Source organism: Pseudomonas yamanorum, from assembly GCF_900105735.1.
Classification (GTDB): Bacteria; Pseudomonadota; Gammaproteobacteria; order Pseudomonadales; family Pseudomonadaceae; genus Aquipseudomonas; species Aquipseudomonas yamanorum.
The window spans coordinates 3034032-3051041 of sequence record NZ_LT629793.1 but is presented as its reverse complement, the minus strand read 5'-3'; the positions used below and the strand labels follow the sequence as shown (position 1 = coordinate 3051041).

General features: G+C 59.7%; 15 protein-coding genes. 6 read left to right on the top strand and 9 right to left on the bottom strand.

Annotated elements, in window-relative coordinates; genetic code table 11:
• Positions 1-62: 62 nt before the first annotated feature.
• The 4 genes from BLU46_RS14425 to gpmI all read right to left on the bottom strand — a co-directional run bounded on the left by BLU46_RS14425 (position 63) and on the right by gpmI (position 5151).
• Entirely contained in the window at positions 63-845 is a 783-nt protein-coding gene (locus BLU46_RS14425) for a divergent polysaccharide deacetylase family protein (RefSeq protein ID WP_003218025.1), read from the bottom strand.
• Between the two features lies 1 nt (position 846).
• Positions 847-2154, bottom strand: coding sequence for a S41 family peptidase (locus tag BLU46_RS14420; protein WP_017478172.1), 1308 nt, complete (start codon positions 2152-2154; stop codon positions 847-849).
• 31 nt (positions 2155-2185) lie between these two features.
• The gene (locus BLU46_RS14415; protein ID WP_093202736.1) at positions 2186-3487 is read right to left on the bottom strand and encodes a murein hydrolase activator EnvC family protein; all 1302 of its coding nucleotides are present in this window, start codon (positions 3485-3487) and stop codon (positions 2186-2188) included.
• 137 nt (positions 3488-3624) lie between these two features.
• Positions 3625-5151 carry a 2,3-bisphosphoglycerate-independent phosphoglycerate mutase gene (gpmI, locus tag BLU46_RS14410; RefSeq protein ID WP_063033507.1) on the bottom strand — a complete coding sequence of 509 codons (1527 nt, stop codon included), beginning with the start codon at positions 5149-5151 and terminating at the stop codon, positions 3625-3627.
• 151 nt (positions 5152-5302) lie between these two features.
• Between gpmI and BLU46_RS14405 the strand changes: the two genes are divergently transcribed.
• From BLU46_RS14405 to secB, 3 genes are read left to right on the top strand one after another with little or no spacing between them, the layout of a single operon-like run.
• The gene (locus tag BLU46_RS14405; RefSeq protein ID WP_093202731.1) at positions 5303-5716 is read left to right on the top strand and encodes a rhodanese-like domain-containing protein; all 414 of its coding nucleotides are present in this window, start codon (positions 5303-5305) and stop codon (positions 5714-5716) included.
• A 1-nt stretch (position 5717) separates the two neighbouring features.
• Positions 5718-5972 carry a glutaredoxin 3 gene (grxC, locus tag BLU46_RS14400; protein WP_093202727.1) on the top strand — a complete coding sequence of 85 codons (255 nt, stop codon included), beginning with the start codon at positions 5718-5720 and terminating at the stop codon, positions 5970-5972.
• Positions 5973-6014: 42 nt separating this feature from the next.
• Positions 6015-6500 carry a protein-export chaperone SecB gene (secB, locus tag BLU46_RS14395; RefSeq protein WP_003218009.1) on the top strand — a complete coding sequence of 162 codons (486 nt, stop codon included), beginning with the start codon at positions 6015-6017 and terminating at the stop codon, positions 6498-6500.
• A 157-nt stretch (positions 6501-6657) separates the two neighbouring features.
• On the opposite strand, the gene BLU46_RS14390 is transcribed toward secB, so the two are convergent.
• Complete coding sequence (locus BLU46_RS14390; RefSeq protein ID WP_003218007.1) at positions 6658-7113, bottom strand: tRNA (cytidine(34)-2'-O)-methyltransferase; 456 nt, start codon at positions 7111-7113, stop codon at positions 6658-6660.
• Here BLU46_RS14390 and BLU46_RS14385 point away from each other — a divergent pair.
• Entirely contained in the window at positions 7112-7552 is a 441-nt protein-coding gene (locus BLU46_RS14385; RefSeq protein ID WP_093202723.1) for a hypothetical protein, read from the top strand. The two genes, BLU46_RS14390 and BLU46_RS14385, sit on opposite strands and share 2 nt — an antisense overlap.
• Positions 7553-8175: 623 nt before the next feature.
• On the opposite strand, the gene ntrC is transcribed toward BLU46_RS14385, so the two are convergent.
• The 4 genes from ntrC to glnA all read right to left on the bottom strand — a co-directional run bounded on the left by ntrC (position 8176) and on the right by glnA (position 13179).
• On the bottom strand, positions 8176-9612 hold the full coding sequence (ntrC, locus tag BLU46_RS14375; RefSeq protein WP_008435682.1) for a nitrogen regulation protein NR(I): 1437 nt from the start codon (positions 9610-9612) through the stop codon (positions 8176-8178).
• On the bottom strand, positions 9609-10694 hold the full coding sequence (glnL, locus tag BLU46_RS14370) for a nitrogen regulation protein NR(II) (protein ID WP_003218001.1): 1086 nt from the start codon (positions 10692-10694) through the stop codon (positions 9609-9611). Before glnL ends, ntrC begins: the two co-directional genes overlap by 4 nt.
• 391 nt (positions 10695-11085) lie before the next feature.
• Positions 11086-11622, bottom strand: a complete 537-nt coding sequence (locus BLU46_RS14365; RefSeq protein ID WP_063033504.1) for a chorismate mutase — start codon at positions 11620-11622, stop codon at positions 11086-11088.
• 150 nt (positions 11623-11772) lie between these two features.
• Positions 11773-13179 carry a glutamate--ammonia ligase gene (gene glnA, locus BLU46_RS14360; RefSeq protein ID WP_003217999.1) on the bottom strand — a complete coding sequence of 469 codons (1407 nt, stop codon included), beginning with the start codon at positions 13177-13179 and terminating at the stop codon, positions 11773-11775.
• A gap of 333 nt (positions 13180-13512) precedes the next feature.
• On the opposite strand from glnA, the gene thiI reads away from it, so the two are divergent.
• Both thiI and typA read left to right on the top strand, forming a co-directional pair.
• On the top strand, positions 13513-14967 hold the full coding sequence (gene thiI, locus BLU46_RS14350; protein WP_063033503.1) for a tRNA uracil 4-sulfurtransferase ThiI: 1455 nt from the start codon (positions 13513-13515) through the stop codon (positions 14965-14967).
• 139 nt (positions 14968-15106) lie between these two features.
• Entirely contained in the window at positions 15107-16927 is a 1821-nt protein-coding gene (gene typA / locus BLU46_RS14345) for a translational GTPase TypA (protein ID WP_063033502.1), read from the top strand.
• The last annotated feature ends 83 nt before the right edge of the window (positions 16928-17010 follow it).

Below are 17010 nucleotides of genomic sequence, written 5' to 3'. Positions count from 1 at the left end.
CAGTTGATAAGAAGATCGACTATCGGAGAGTCCGCTCGGTCAGGCGCGGTAGCTATATAGCACTAGCGGTAAGTGCCGTTTTTTCCGTGCCCGGCCATGGCCTGGTTGCTGCGCAGGCTGATCATCAACTTGATGTCGATCCACTCGACGCCCTGGGCCTTGAGCTTGGGCAGCTCTCGTTCCAGTACCGCCAGCGTCTGTGGATAAGGGTGGCCGATCATCACCGCAGAACCCTGTTTGTGGGCCAGCTTGATCGCGGTCTGCAATTGAGTGGTGATGGCCGCTTCGGTGCGTTCGTCATCAAGGAACACATCCCGCGAGACGCTGGCCAGACCAATCTTTTGTGCCTCGGCGGCGGCGACGGTTTTAGCGCTGGTGCGGCTATCGACGAAGAACTTGTGGCGCCGTTGCAGCTCACCCATCAACCAGGCCATGGCCTCTGGCTGCGCCGTCATGCGGCTGCCCATGTGGTTGTTGATGCCGGCGGTATAAGGCACGGCCTTGAAGGCCGCGTCCAGGCGTTTGCCGAGTTCTTCGATGGGCAGGTCGGGGTGCCAGGCGAACGGGCCGGTGGCCGGGTCCATGGGCATGTGCAGGATGACGATTTTGCCCGCCTTGTGGGCTTCGCGGGCGAATTCGGCGGCATGGGGTGTGTCGGGCATGATCGCCGTGGTCACCGGGCCGGGCAGGGCGAGCACGCGACGATCCCTGGGCAGGTTTTGCCCGAGGTCGTCGATGATCAGGGTCAGGTAGGCTTTGTGTTCAGCAGGGGCTGCACTGGCGGGGTTGCCTTGGGCAGCTCCCGCCAGACAGCACAGCAAAGCGATGATCAGGCCACGGCGCATATCAACGGCTGCGCGTAATGCTCAGGCCCTTGAGCAGGCTCAGCGCCTGGGCCAACTGATAATCGTCGTCCTGCGGCATCGGCTTGGCTTTCGAGCCGCTGCCGGTTGGCTGGTCGGCGCCGCCGTTGCCATTGCCCAGGTGGCCCTGCAGGTCAGCTTCCTTGTAGAACTCGCTGTCCGCTTCGTTGGTGATCTTGGCCTTGCGCACCTCGATGTCCGGCACGATGCCCTGGGCCTGGATCGAGCGACCGTTCGGCGTGTAGTACAGCGCCGTGGTGATCTTCAATGCGCGGTCGTTGTTCAGCGGCAGCACGGTTTGCACCGAGCCTTTGCCGAAGCTGGTGGTGCCCATCAGCACGCCGCGCTTCTGGTCTTGCAGGGCGCCGGCGACGATTTCCGAGGCCGAGGCGCTGCCGCCGTTGATCAGCACAACCATCGGCACGCCTTCGCTGAGGTCGTTACCGGTGGCCGAGAAGCGCAGTTCGGAGTTGGCAATACGGCCCTTGGTGTAGACGATCAGGCCCTTGGTGATGAAGTGATCGACCACTTCCACCGCCGCCTGCAACACGCCGCCCGGGTTGTTCCGCAGGTCGAGCACGATGCCGCTGAGTTTCTTGCCGTTGTCTTTGCGCAGCTTGGCCAGGGCCTTGGCCACTTCGTCGCCGGTCTTGACCTGGAACTGGGTGATACGGATGTAGCCGTAGCCCGACTCCAGCAGCTGGCTCTTCACGCTCTTGACCGTGATGGTGGCGCGGGTCAGGGTCACGTCGAACGGCGTGCCGCCGTCGCGCACCAGGGTCAGGGTGATTTTCTGACCGATCTTGCCGCGCATCTTGTCGACGGCTTCGGTCATGGTCTGGCCGCGGGTCGGCTGGCCGTTGATCTTGACGATAAAGTCGCCGGCCTGGATGCCGGCCTTGGACGCCGGGGTATCATCGATCGGCGAGACCACCTTGATGTTGCCGTCGTCGGCGCCGACTTCGATGCCCAGGCCACCGAACTCACCGCTGGTACTCTCCTGCAGCTCGGCAAAATCTTCCGGGCCCAGGTAGGCGGAGTGCGGGTCAAGGTTGCTGAGCATGCCCTTGATGGCATTTTCCAGCAGGGTCTTGTCGTCCACAGGTTCGACATAAGCGGCCTTGATCCGGTCCATGACCTCGGCGAAGGTGCGCAACTCGTCCAGCGGCAGCGGGGCCTTGGTGGTCGCGGCCGTGGCTGACTGGGCGGTCTGGTCGGCGAATGCCAAAGGCGCGCCGATCACCAGGGCGATCGTCAGGGCCAGCGATGTGAGGCGGGACAAATGCAGCATGTCGAACGAACTCCTAATGTAGATGCGCCCCTTATCCTTGGGTGCGGCACCATTGTGCCGGGTCGCTCGGGCGGCCCTGCTGACGAATAGCGAAGTACAGCGCCGGAGTGTCCTGGCCACCACTGTTACCGACAGTGGAGATGGATTCACCGGCTTTTACAACATCACCTGCCGCTTTAAGCAAAGTTTGATTGTGGCCGTAAAGGCTCAAATAGCCATTACCGTGGTCAAGAATCACCAACAAACCTGCGCCGCGCAGCCAATCGGCGAACACCACACGGCCGCCGTGAATGGCGTGGACCTGAGTGCCGGCACCGGCACTGATCATCACACCGTCCCACTTGGCGCGGGTGTCGTCGCCACGGGTTTCACCAAAGCGTGCCAGTAATCGACCATCAACTGGCCATGGAAGTTTTCCCCGGGCTGAAGCAAAAGGTCCGCCAAACGATTCGCCGGCGCTGGAAACCAGCGGGCCAGGCGCTGCACGCGCCGGTTTACGCGGGGCCGGGGCATCGGTGGCGCTGGCAACGGCCTCGGCCGCCTCACGCTCGCGCTTTTTTTCGGCTTCCTGCTGGGCGATCAGCGCTTTTTGCCGCGCTTCTTCGGCCTCGCGGGCCTGGCGAGCCAGGGTTTCCTCGATGGTTTTCAGGACTTTGGCCAGGTCGGCCTGGTCTTGCTCGCGATTCTTGAGCTTGGCATCCCGGGCCTTTACGTCGTCATTCAGCTTGGCCAGCGCCTGCTGGCGCTCCTTGCGAACCTTGTCCAGCTCGTCGCGCTGGCTGTCGAGGGCGCTTTTCTGGTCGAGCAACTGCGACTGCTGGTTAGCTATTTCCTGCTCGACATTGGCCAACTGGCGCAGGGTCTCGTTGAAGCTTTTCAGTTGCTCCAGGCGGGCCTTGCTCAGGTAGTCGTAATAGGTAAGGGTACGAGCGAATTTTTCCGGGTTCTGCTGGTTGAGCAGCAGCTTGAGGTATTCCTGGCGGCCATTCTGGTAGGCGGCGCGGGCCTGGATCGCGATCAGGCGTTGCTGTTCAACGCGGGCGCTCTGGAGTTTTTTTTTCTCAGCGTCGAGTCGCTCCAGTTCCGACTCGCTCTTCTTTAGTTCTTTTTGCAGCTCCTGGACTTGCTTCTCCAGCTTGCCCATCTCGGTTTCCGTGCCGCGCAGGTCTTTCTGCACACCGGATTTCTCTTCCTGGAGCTTGCCGAGCAGCTTCTTCAGCTCGGTAATGTCCTGACGCGTAGCGTCCAACTGTTGTTGGGTTTGTGCGCGCTCATCGGCAAATGCCGGTTGGAGCAGGCAGACAAGAGCAAGGGTAATCAAGGCGCGAAGCATAGAGGCGGGCGACACCAGGGAAAGGGACGGCCTAGTATGCCCGCCAAGCGCTGCAAAAAAAACGCCTCAAAGCCAACTGCTTTGAGGCGTTCGTCATAAAAAGCCGTTTCGGGCGATTTAATCGGGCGGTTTTGCTATTAAACCAATATCGAAGTGCCAGTCATCTCTTTCGGCTTCTCCAGCCCCATCAGCATCAACATGGTCGGTGCCACGTCGGCCAGTACGCCGCCGTCACGCACTTTCAGGTCGCGTTTGCCGACGTAGATGAACGGCACCGGCTCGGTGGTGTGGGCGGTGTGGGCCTGGCCGGTGGATTCGTCGGACATTTGTTCGCAGTTGCCGTGGTCGGCGGTGATCAGTGCTTCGCCGCCTACCTTGTCCAGGGCGTCGACGATGCGGCCGACGCACAGGTCCAGGCATTCCACGGCTTTTACCGCCGCTTCCAGGTTTCCGCTGTGGCCCACCATGTCGCCGTTGGCGTAGTTGACCACGATCACGTCGTAACGCTGGTGCTCGATGGCGTCGACGATCTTGTCCGTGACTTCCGGGGCACTCATTTCCGGCTGCAGGTCGTAGGTGGCGACTTTCGGCGACGGGATCAGGATGCGCTCTTCACCCGGGAACGGTTCTTCACGACCGCCGGAGAAGAAGAAGGTCACGTGGGCGTATTTCTCGGTTTCGGCAATGCGCAGTTGGGTCTTGCCGTTTTTCGCCAGGTAATCCCCCAGCACGTTTTCCAGGCTGCCCGGGGCGAATGCCGAGGGGGCCGGGATGTTGGCGGCGTATTGGGTCAGCATCACGAATTCGACTTTCGGCTGGCGGGCGCGCTCGAAGTCCTTGAAACCGGCATCGACAAACACATGGCTCAGCTCGCGGGCACGGTCGGCGCGGAAGTTCATGAACACCACGGCGTCGCCATCTTCGACTTTTACCGGTTCACCGATGGTGGTGGCCTTGACGAATTCGTCACTCTCGCCACGGGCGTAAGCGGCCTCCAGGCCTTCCTGGGCAGTGGCGGCGTTGAATTCGGCCTGGCCGTCGACGATCAGGTTGTAGGCCTGGGCCACGCGATCCCAACGGTTGTCACGGTCCATCGCGAAGTAACGGCCGACCAGGCTGGCGATGCGGCCCTTGCCGAGGGTCTTGAAGGTTTCGTCCAGCAGTTCGATGGAGGACTGGGCGCTTTTCGGCGGGGTGTCGCGGCCGTCGAGGAACGCATGCAGATAGATCTTCTCGGCGCCGCGCTTGAAGGCCAGTTCGGCCATGGCGATCAGGTGGTCCTGGTGGCTGTGGACGCCGCCGTCCGACAGCAGGCCCATGAAGTGCACGGCCTTGCCAGCCTTGACTGCCTTATCCACTGCCGCGCAAAGAGTCGGGTTCTCGAAAAACTCGCCGTCGCGGATCGATTTGGTCACGCGGGTGAAGTCTTGGTATACCACTCGTCCGGCACCGAGATTCATGTGGCCGACTTCCGAGTTGCCCATTTGGCCGTCCGGCAGGCCAACATCCATGCCCGACCCGGAAATAAGGCCGTTCGGTACGGTAGCGCTCAGACGGTCCAGTACTGGCTTCTTGGCCGAGTACACAGCGTTGTCGTGGTGGCTTTCACTGTGTCCGAAGCCATCGAGAATTATCAGGACCAAAGGTTTAGGCGTAGTAGTCATAGATCCTCTCGCGGCGGTAATGAATGAAGGCAATTGAAAAGGGAGTGGCAGTTTAAAGCGAAGTTCCGACCACGTCACCGCTTTACGGGGGTTGGCCGACCATGACGGCTGTGTATACTTACCGCCATTTTAACGCCCTGGAACCTCCTTGATGGTTGATCACCTGATTGCATTTGCCACTACCCACTATTTGCTCGCTGGTGCGTTCGTCGTACTGCTGGCGCTGCTGATCGCTCACGAAATGAGCCGCGGTGGCCGCAGCCTCAGCACGTCCGAGCTGACCGCCCTGGTCAACAAGGATGAGGCCGTAGTGGTGGACATTCGTCCCGCCAAGGATTTCGCCGCCGGTCACATTGTCGGCGCGCTGAACATTCCCCAGGACAAGCTGATTTCGCGCCTGGCCGAGCTGGAAAAGCACAAGGCCAAGACCATCATCCTGGTCGATGCCCAGGGCCAGCACTCCGGCACTCACGCCCGCGAGATGCTGAAGGCCGGCTTCAACGCCGCCAAACTGTCGGGTGGTATTTCCAGCTGGCGTGGCGATAACCTGCCGCTGGTGAAGTGATATGAGCCAGGTTGTCGTTTATTCCAGCGATTATTGCCCTTATTGCATGCGGGCCAAGGCCCTGCTTGAGAAAAAGGGCATTGCCTTCGAAGAGATCAAGGTTGATGGCAAGCCCCAGGTGCGCGCCGAGATGACCAAGAAAGCGGGACGCACGTCCGTGCCGCAGATCTGGATCGGTGGCAAGCATGTCGGTGGATGCGATGACCTGTTCGCACTTGAGCGCGCCGGTAAACTGGATGCGCTGCTTCACGTCTGACTCCTAACCCCTAAAAGACCCCAAGATCACGAAGGATCTGCGATGACTGACCAACAGAACACCGAAGCGGCAGCAGAAGAGGCTCAAGGCCCACAATTTTCCCTGCAGCGTATTTACGTACGTGACTTGTCGTTCGAAGCGCCAAAAAGCCCGGCCATCTTCCGTCAGGAATGGACCCCGAGTGTTGCGCTGGACCTGAACACCCGTCAAAAGGCGCTGGAAGGTGACTTCCACGAAGTCGTGCTGACCCTGTCGGTCACCGTCAAGAACGGCGAAGAAGTGGCCTTCATTGCTGAAGTGCAACAGGCTGGTATCTTCCTGATCCAGGGCCTGGACGAAGCGTCCATGAGCCACACCCTGGGCGCGTTCTGCCCGAACATCCTGTTCCCGTATGCCCGTGAGACCCTGGACAGCCTGGTCACCCGTGGTTCGTTCCCGGCGCTGATGCTGGCCCCGGTGAACTTCGATGCCCTGTATGCGCAAGAGCTGCAGCGCATGCAACAGGAAGGTTCGCCAACGGTTCAGTAATTTCGAACCCGACGCAGGACTAAATGTGGGAGCGGGCTTGTGTGGGAGCTGGCTTGCCTGCGATAGCATCACCGCGGTGTGACTGACACGCCGAGGTGTTTGCATCGCGGGCAAGCCAGGCTCCCACACAAGCCCGCTCCCACATTTGTTATGTGCGCTATTTGAAACCGAGTTGCCGCCAACCCTCATAGACGGCCACGGCCACGGTGTTGGACAGGTTCAGGCTGCGGCAGCCTTCGCGCATCGGCAGGCGCAGGCGGTGGCCGTCGGGCAGGGCGTCGAGGACGTCCGCTGGCAAGCCCCGGCTTTCCGGGCCGAACAGGAAGGCGTCGCCTTCGGCAAAGCTGGCATCATGGAATGGCCGCGAGCCCTTGGTGGTAAACGCGAACAACCGTGGGTGGTTCAGGCTTTCCAGGCAGCTGGCGAGGTCCGCGTGGCGTTGCAGGGTGGCGTACTCGTGGTAGTCCAGCCCGGCGCGGCGCAGGCGCTTGTCGTCCATGTCGAAACCCAAGGGCTCGATCAAATGCAGGTGGCAGCCACTGTTGGCGCACAGCCTGATAACGTTGCCGGTATTCGGCGGAATTTCTGGTTGAAAAAGGATGACGTGAAACATGCACGGCTCCGAAGGCAAAGATGCGCTGCATTCTACCCCTGAAGAAGACCCCAGGCCGAAGCTATTGCCACGGGTTTTAGGCTCGTTGGCCATTGTCGGCTTGATGGTGGGCCTGATGATCGGCCGTCTGACCACGCCAGACCCGGTTGAGCTGCAGCAGGTGGAGCCTTCGGCCGATGGCCTGGTGGTGTGGTTCAACAGCGAGCCCAAGCTGCACGGAGAGCATATCGACGGCACGGTGGCGCTGCTGTTCGATGCGCTCGGCAAGGCTCAGGGCGGGCAACTGAAGGTCAATGACAAGGACGTGAACTGGCGCGTACGCAAGACCGATGGCGGCTTGCTGCTGAACCTGGTGGCGGCTCGGCCGTTGCGCGGGGAGTGGTCGGGGGCGAAGGTTGAGGGACGCTGGCGGGTGGAGATCCATCTCCAGGAGCAATAAAAGAGGGAATCCCCGGCCTGCCTGTACCAAGGTTCCCAAAACGGGCTAGGGCTATGGGCGCGTTGCCTCATAAGCCCCGGGTGTAAAGAAGGGAGTTCCCGGCCTGCCTGTACCAGGGCTCCCAAAACGGGGTGAAGCCAAAGGCTTCGGTGTTAAAGAGGGAATCCCCGGCCTGCCTGTACCGAGGTTCCCGAAACGGGTGTGGGGCGCGACGCGATTCGCATCAAGCACCCCGGGTGTAAAGAGGGGATTCTCGGCCTGCCTGTACCAAGGTCCCCGAAACTGGGTAGTAACAAGGTTATTGCAGGGCGCGTGCCAGAATTGCGAAGTGGCGCCAAAAAATCTCTTCAGAAAGCGCAAAGCCCCGGAATACGGGGCTTTGGCTTTTTTGGGTTTTAATATTTTCTTAACAAGGTTGGCGTTTCAAGCGTTGGATCTGTGCGCGATGCCGGTTCGTGGTGCATTGAAGCGGTGCACGGTCGTTAGTCTGGTACAAAACAAATGTGGGAGCTGGCTTGCCTGCGATGGCGCTGTGTCAGTCGATACATCCAGTGACTGACACAGCGCCATCGCGGGCAAGCCCGGCTCCCACATTAGATCTTCAGTGGATCAGGGATTAGTGATCAGGCTTCATCACCCTCATCATCGTCACCGCCGTCGACCTTCATCCCCAGCTCTTTGATCTTGCGAGTCAGGGTATTGCGGCCCCAGCCCAGCAGCACGGCAGCATCGCGACGACGACCGGCGGTATGCTTGAGGGCGGTTTCGATCATGATCCGCTCGAAGGCCGGCACAGCGCTGTCCAGCAGGTTCGACTGGCCACGTGCCAAGGCCTGGTCGGCCCACTGGCGCAGCGCCTGCTCCCAGTTGGTCACCGGCGCCGAATCCTGCGGCAGGCTCAACAGCTCAGGCGGCAGGTCGCTGATATGCACTTCGCGACCCGAAGCCATCACCGTGATCCAGCGGCAGGTGTTCTCCAGCTGACGCACGTTGCCCGGCCATGGCAGGTTTTTCAGGTATTCCTCGGTCTCGCTTTTCAGCAGCTTCGGCTCGACGGCCAGCTCCTGGGCGGCGCGGCTGAGGAAGTGACGGGCCAGGGTCGGGATGTCTTCGCGGCGGTCCGACATCCGTGGGATGTGGATGCGGATCACGTTCAGGCGGTGGAACAGGTCTTCACGGAATTTCCCGGCATGCACCAGGGTTTCCAGGTTCTGGTGGGTCGCTGCGATGATGCGTACATCGACCTTGACCGGCGTGTGCCCGCCTACGCGGTAAAACTCGCCGTCGGCCAGGACCCGCAGCAAGCGCGTCTGGGTGTCGGCCGGCATGTCGCCGATTTCATCGAGGAACAGCGTGCCGCCATCGGCCTGCTCAAAACGGCCGCGGCGCAGGTTGGCCGCGCCGGTGAACGCGCCTTTTTCATGGCCGAACAGTTCCGACTCCATCAGGTCCTTCGGAATCGCCGCCATGTTCAATGCGATGAACGGCGACGCGGCCCGTGGGCTGTGACGGTGCAGGGCGTGAGCCACCAGTTCTTTACCGGTACCCGACTCGCCGTTGATCAGCACGGTGATGTTGGAGTGGCTCAAACGCCCGATGGCGCGAAACACTTCCTGCATCGCCGGCGCTTCGCCGATGATTTCCGGGGTGCGGGTCAGGGCCGGCGGAGCTTCCTGGTTCTGCTGTTCCTGGGCGTGCTGGTTGGCGCGTTTTACCAGCGCCACCGCTTCGTCCACATCGAACGGTTTTGGCAGGTATTCAAAGGCACCGCCCTGATAGGACGCGACAGCGCTGTCCAGGTCCGAGTGCGCGGTCATGATGATCACCGGCAAGCGCGGGTGCTGCTCGCGAATCCGCGCCAGCAAGTCCAGGCCGCTGGCGCCGGGCATGCGGATGTCGGAGATGATCACGTCGGGCTGCTGGCGAGCCAGGCGGCTCATCACCCCGTCGGCGCTGTCGAAGCTCTGGGTGGTCATGCCTTCCTGTTGCAAGGCTTTCTCCAGGACCCAGCGGATAGAACGGTCGTCATCGACGATCCAGACAGTTTCACTACGGCTCATGTCGATGGGGCTCCTTGTTCCAGTGGCAGAAAGATCGAGAAGGTGGTGTGACCGGGATGGCTCTCACATTCGATCAAACCCTGGTGCTGGCTGATGATGTTCTGGGTAATGGCCAAGCCGAGCCCGGTACCGTCCGGGCGGCCGCTGACCATTGGGAAAAAGATGGTTTCCTGCAGTTCTGCAGGGATGCCTGGGCCGTTGTCGATGATCTCGACCTTGGTCACCAGGCGATGGCGCACGTGGCCGATGGTGAACTGGCGCAGCGCGCGGGTGCGCAGGCTGATGCGGCCAAGGCGCAGTTCGTTCTGGCTGCTGATGGCCTGCATGGCGTTGCGTACGATATTGAGCACCGCCTGGATCATCTGCTCGCGGTCGATCAATACGTCGGGAATGCTCGGGTCGTAGTCGCGCACCAAGGTGATGCAGCCCTGGCTTTCGGCCTCTACCAACTGGCAAACCCGCTCCAATACTTCGTGGACGTTAGTCATCGCCAGCGACGGCAGCTTGTTGGAGCCGAGCATGCGGTCCACCAGGTTACGCAGGCGGTCGGCTTCCTCGATGATGACGTTGGTGTAGTCCTTGAGGTTCTCGTCCGGCAGCTCGCGGGCCAGCAACTGTGCGGCGCCGCGAATCCCGCCCAGGGGGTTCTTGATCTCGTGGGCCAAGCCACGCACCAGCATCTTGCTGGTTTCCTGCTTGGACAGTTGCGCCTCTTCCTTGGTAATGCGCAGCAGGCGATCCCGGGGGTGCACCTCCAGCAGGAGCAAAGTGGCACCGTGGCTCAGGATCGGTGTAACCGCGTAGTCGACCGTCAGGGTCTGGCCGGTGAGGGCGGTGAGCATCGCTTCGCGCTTGGTGAACGGGTGCGCCTGCTCCACGGCCTGGCGCAATGAGCTCAAGGCCTCGGCCGACTCAGTGAACAGTTCACTGATGAATTGCCCATGGCTGCGCTGTCCGCTGATGGCCAGCAGCATTTCCGCCGCCGGGTTCATGTACTCAAGGCGCAGTTCGTCATTGAGCAGAATGGTCGCGGTGGTCAGGTTGTCGAGTAGCAGGCGGTGCAGTGCGTCGCTGATGGTCATTAGGACCTCTTTTGGAGCAAGGCGCGGCCTTGAGGCATGCGCTGATACAAGGAAAATGCAAAAACCAAACCAAAGCTCCGAAAAGAAGCGTTAAAGCCCTGAAATGGGAGGTTAAGGCGCGAAACTGTGGCGTTCTGCCAGCTTGCGCGGGAAGTTTCGAACCAAAATGGGTTGCGTAAGTGGGAAGGGTGCAGCGTATCGCACCAATATAGTGCGGTTTTGAAAGATCTGTTCAGGAAGCTGGTGGCAACGACTGATTGACTGAATGGGTCTGATCTAAATTGTGGGGGCGGGCTTGCTCGCGAAGGCGGCGTGTCAGTCATGCATATATCAACTGACACACCGCCTTCGCGAGCAAGCCCGCTCCCACATTTTGATGGGGTTCGCAATTTTAGATTTTATAGAGGCACAGCTCGGCGGTGGCGCGGATCATCGTCAGTTGGTGCATTGGGTCATGTGCGGCCGCGTGATTGGCCTGGGCCAGCCATTGTGGACATTGCGGGTTGCTGCGCTCCGGGGTGAAGTCTGCCAGCTGTTGCAGCAGGCGTTTTTGCAGCAGGTCCAGTTTAGGGCGGATTTGCCCGACCAAATCAGGGCGTGGATCGTTAGGGGCTTTGCCTTGCAGTTGCCAGTCGGACAAGTGGGCGTACTGCACCAATTTGTTCGCCTCGATCTGGGCTGAGAAAAACTGCTCGGCCTGGGCCGGTGCCAGTTTGTAGCTCGGCGCCTGGGCGACGACGCTGGCGATTACGTCCTGCTCCCGCGCACGGTCCTCGACGGGCTTGTGGCTGTCCCATTTGCTCAGGGCCACCTGGTCGGCAATCGCCAGTCGTTCTGCGATGCTGTCGAGCAGTGGGGCGAGGGTGGGTGGTGCGGCGAATACATTGGCGCTGAAGCACAGCAGGGCGAACGCAAGTCGACGTTTCAACGGTGATCTCCTTGTGGGAGCGGGCGTGCCCGCGATGACGGTGTGTCAGTCAATACAACAGATGGCTGACTCTGCGCTATCCCGAGGCAAAAAAAAGACCTCCCGAAGGAGGCCCTTTTTCATCACGCCACGTTAAGCAGCGCTACCGGATCAGCAGCTGTAGTACAGCTCGTATTCCAGTGGGTGTACGAAGGTGCGGACCTTGATTTCTTCTTCGCTTTTCAGGGCGATGTAGGCATCGATAAAGTCGTCGCTGAACACGCCGCCTTTGGTCAGGAACGCACGGCCCTTGTCCAGCTCTTCCAGGGCTTCTTTCAGGCTGCCACACACTTGTGGGATCTCTTTGGCCTCTTCAGGCGGCAGGTCGTACAAGTTTTTGTCGGCGGCGTCGCCAGGGTGGATCTTGTTCTGGATACCGTCCAGGCCCGCCATGACCAGAGCAGCGAAGGCCAGGTATGGGTTGGCTGCCGGATCCGGGAAACGGGCTTCGATACGGCGAGCGCGAGGGCTGGACACGTAAGGAATACGGATCGAAGCGGAACGGTTGCGAGCCGAGTAGGCCAGCATCACTGGCGCTTCGAAACCTGGGACCAGACGCTTGTAGGAGTTGGTCGACGGGTTGGTGAAGCCGTTCAGGGCCTTACCGTGCTTGATGATGCCGCCGATGAAGTACAGGGCGGTGTCGGACAGGCCGGCATAACCTTCGCCAGCGAAGGTGTTCTTGCCTTCTTTGGCGATGGACAGGTGAACGTGCATACCCGAACCGTTATCGCCGTACAGAGGCTTAGGCATGAAGGTAGCGGTACGGCCGTAGGCATCAGCCACGTTGTGAACGCAGTACTTCAGGGTCTGTACTTCGTCAGCCTTGGCAACCAGGGTGTTGAACTTCACACCGATTTCGTTCTGGCCGGCAGTCGCCACTTCGTGGTGGTGAACTTCGATGACCAGGCCCATCTCTTCCATGGCGTTGCACATGGAGGTACGGATTTCGTGGTCGTGGTCGAACGGAGGAACCGGGAAGTAGCCGCCTTTGATACCTGGACGGTGGCCTTTGTTGCCGCCTTCCACGTCCTGGTCGGACATCCACGAACCTTGTTCGGAGAAGATCTTGAACATGGAGCCAGAGATGTCGGACTTGAACTTGACCGAATCAAAGATGAAGAATTCTGGTTCCGGACCTACGAATACGGTGTCGCCGATACCGGTCGACTTCAGGTATTCCTCGGCACGCTTGGCGATCGCACGTGGGTCACGGTCGTAGCCTTGCATGGTCGAAGGCTCGATCACGTCGCAGACGATGATCAGCGTTGGGTCTTCGGTGAACGGGTCGAGTACGGCGGTGCTGTCGTCCGGCATCAGAATCATGTCGGAAGCTTCGATGCCTTTCCAGCCGGCAATGGAGGAGCCGTCGAACATTTTGCCTTCTTCGAAGAAGGCGTCATCCAGCGCGTCGCGAGCCGGCATGGTCACGTGGTGCTGAGTGCCTTTGGTGTCCGTGAAGCGCAGATCAATCCATTTGACGTCATGATCTTTGATGAGTTGAACCGACTTCGACATAGTGTCCTCCGGGTGGCTTCGGGCTGGGGTAGTGGAGTAGCCCTTAGAATGTGGGTGATGCCGGCGCGAATACTCGACCAAGGCAACCTGCCTCACAAGAGAGCAAATTGCATGCCAGTGCCCCGACATGGGTTTTTTGCCACAAAAACGCCCTTATAAAGGTGCAATCCGCTGAAGCGGAAGAAAATGCGCACCGCAATGTAGCGCGAATTTTCGTTTATGACCCGTTTTGGTGCGCGAAAGGTTCGATGCATATTAACTGGTTAAACCTTGAGCGATTTCCGCTATAATCCGCGCCCCCCTTTTTCGGCTGGGCCTGCGCGCGCTGTTTTCATGAAATTAATCGTTAAAGTCTTCCCCGAGATCACCATCAAGAGCCGACCGGTCCGGATGCGTTTCATCCGTCAATTGGCCAAGAATATCCGTGCCGTGCTCCGCGATCTGGACCCGGCTGTGGTGGTGAACGGTGTGTGGGACAATCTCGAACTGGAAACCCGCCTCACAGACCCCAAGGCCTTGAAGGACATGACCGAGCGCCTGAGCTGCGTGCCGGGCATCGCGCATTTCCTGCAGGTCGACGAGTACCCGTTGGGTGACTTCGACGACATCACCGAAAAGTGCAAACAGCACTACGGCGATGTGCTGGCGGGCAAGGTTTTTTCGGTGCGTTGCAAACGCGCCGGCAAGCACCCGTTCAGCTCCATGGATGTCGAGAAATACGTGGGCAGCAAGCTGCGTCGCGAGTGCGGCGCCGCCGGAATTTCCCTGAAAGCGCCACAAATTGAAGTGCGGATGGAAATTCGCGACCAACGGTTGTTTGTGATCCACAGCCAGCACGACAGCATCGGCGGCTACCCGCTGGGTGCCCTGGAACAGACCCTGGTCTTGATGTCCGGCGGTTTCGATTCCACCGTCGCGGCCTACCAGATCATGCGCCGCGGGCTGATGAGCCACTTCTGCTTCTTTAACCTGGGCGGACGTGCACACGAATTGGGCGTGATGGAAGTCGCGCATTACATCTGGAAGAAGTACGGCAGCTCGCAACGGGTCCTGTTTGTCAGCGTTCCGTTCGAGGAGGTCCTGGGAGAAATTCTCGGGAAAGTCGATAACAGTCATATGGGCGTAGTATTGAAGCGTATGATGTTGCGCGCTGCGTCCCGAATCGCGGATCGGCTGGAAATCGACGCATTGGTCACCGGTGAAGCGATTTCCCAGGTGTCCAGCCAGACCCTGCCGAACCTGTCGTTGATCGACTCTGTGACCGAGAAGCTGGTATTGCGCCCGCTGATCGCCAGTCACAAGCAAGACATCATCGACCTGGCGACCCAGATCGGCACGGCGGATTTCGCCAAGCACATGCCGGAATATTGCGGGGTCATCTCGGTGAACCCCAAGACCCACGCCAAACGCAACCGCGTGGAGTACGAAGAACAACAGTTCGACATGGCGGTGCTCGAGCGAGCGCTTGAGAACGCCAAACTGGTGCCGATCGATCGGGTTATCGACGAATTGGGCCAGGATTTGCAGATCGAAGAAGTCAGCGAGGCTCTGGCCGGTCAGATCATCATCGACATCCGTCACCCGGATGCCGCTGAAGACGAGCCGCTGGAAATTGCTGGCATCGACGTACAAACGCTGCCGTTCTATGCATTGAATGCGCGTTTCAAGGAACTGGATGACAGCCGTCAGTACCTGTTGTATTGCGACAAAGGCGTGATGAGTCGCCTGCATGCCCACCATTTGCTCAGTGAGGGGCATGCCAATGTGCGCGTTTATCGACCGAGCTAAGAGCCCGGGGCTGTTTGCCTGTGGCCTGCGTCACCGGCCCCCCGACTCTGCCGTCAAGCTGTAACGGCAAGGCCTGACTCTACTGTTAATCGCTGCCACGACCTGTCAGCACACCGAATCCTCTGATCGAGATACACAAGTGATCGAAAATCTACGCAACATCGCCATCATTGCTCACGTTGACCATGGTAAGACCACCCTGGTAGACAAACTCTTGCGTCAATCCGGCACCCTGGAGCGCAACGAGCTCAACGACGAGCGCGTGATGGACTCCAACGACCAGGAGAAAGAGCGCGGTATTACCATTCTGGCGAAAAACACCGCCATCAACTGGAACGGCTACCACATCAACATCGTGGACACCCCGGGCCACGCCGACTTCGGCGGCGAAGTTGAACGCGTAATGTCGATGGTTGACTCCGTTCTGCTGCTGGTTGACGCTCAAGACGGCCCTATGCCGCAAACCCGTTTCGTGACCAAGAAGGCTTTCGAAGCCGGCCTGCGTCCAATCGTGGTCATCAACAAGGTTGACCGTCCAGGCGCGCGTCCGGACTGGGTTCTGGACCAGATCTTCGACCTGTTCGACAACCTGGGTGCTACCGAAGAACAGCTGGACTTCAAAGTCGTCTACGCCTCGGCCCTGAACGGCATTGCCGGTCTGGAACACACCGACATGGCTGAAGACATGACCCCGCTGTACCAGTCGATCGTCGACAACGTACCTGCGCCGAAAGTCGACCGCGATGGTCCGTTCCAGATGCAAATCTCCGCACTGGACTACAACAGCTTCCTGGGTGTTATCGGCGTTGGCCGTATCGCTCGTGGTCGCATCAAGCCGAACACTCCGGTTGTCGCTATCGACGCCGACGGCAAGAAGCGCAACGGTCGTATCCTGAAGCTGATGGGTCACCACGGCCTGCACCGCATCGACGTTGAAGAAGCAGCTGCCGGCGACATCGTCTGCATCAGCGGCTTCGACCAGCTGTTCATCTCCGACACGCTGTGCGACCCACTGAACGTCGAAGCGATGAAGCCGCTGACCGTTGACGAACCAACCGTTTCCATGACCTTCCAGGTAAACGACTCGCCTTTCTGCGGTAAAGAAGGCAAGTTCGTGACCTCCCGGAACATCAAGGAGCGTTTGGACAAAGAGCTGCTGTACAACGTTGCTCTGCGCGTTGAAGAAGGCGACTCGGCTGACAAGTTCAAAGTCTCCGGCCGTGGTGAGTTGCACCTCTCGGTACTGATCGAAACCATGCGTCGCGAAGGCTTCGAAATGGGTGTTGGTCGTCCGGAAGTGATCATCCGTATGGTTGACGGCGTGAAGCACGAACCGTACGAAAACGTGACCATCGACCTGCCGGAAGAATCCCAAGGTTCGATCATGGAACAGATCGGTATCCGTAAAGGCGACCTGACCAACATGGTTCCGGATGGCAAGGGCCGTGTGCGCCTTGAGTACAACATCCCGGCTCGTGGCTTGATCGGTTTCCGTAACGAGTTCCTGACCCTGACCTCCGGTGCAGGCATCCTGACCTCGATCTTCGACCGTTACGACGTGATGAAGTCCGGCGACATGTCCGGCCGTCAGAACGGCGTGCTGGTTTCGGTAGCTACCGGTAAGGCGCTGACTTACTCGCTGGAAACCCTGCAAGCTCGCGGCAAACTGTTCCTGGGTCACGGTGAAGACGTGTACGAAGGTCAAATCGTCGGCATCAACAGCCGCGACAACGACCTGGGCGTTAACCCAACCAAGGGCAAGAAGCTCGACAACATGCGTGCTTCGGGTAAAGACGAAACCATCGCTCTGGTTCCGCCTATCCGCTTCACCCTGGAGCAGGCTCTGGAATTCGTTCAAGAAGACGAATTGTGCGAAGTCACTCCTAAGTCCATCCGTCTTCGTAAGAAGATCCTGGGCGAAAGCGAGCGTACCCGCGCTGCGAAAAAAGCTGGTAACTAAGTCTTTTAGTTAGCTGCAAAAAAAACGCCCCCGACCGCAAGGTCGGGGGCGTTTTTGTTTGTCTGGGGATTGTGTGGTGACTG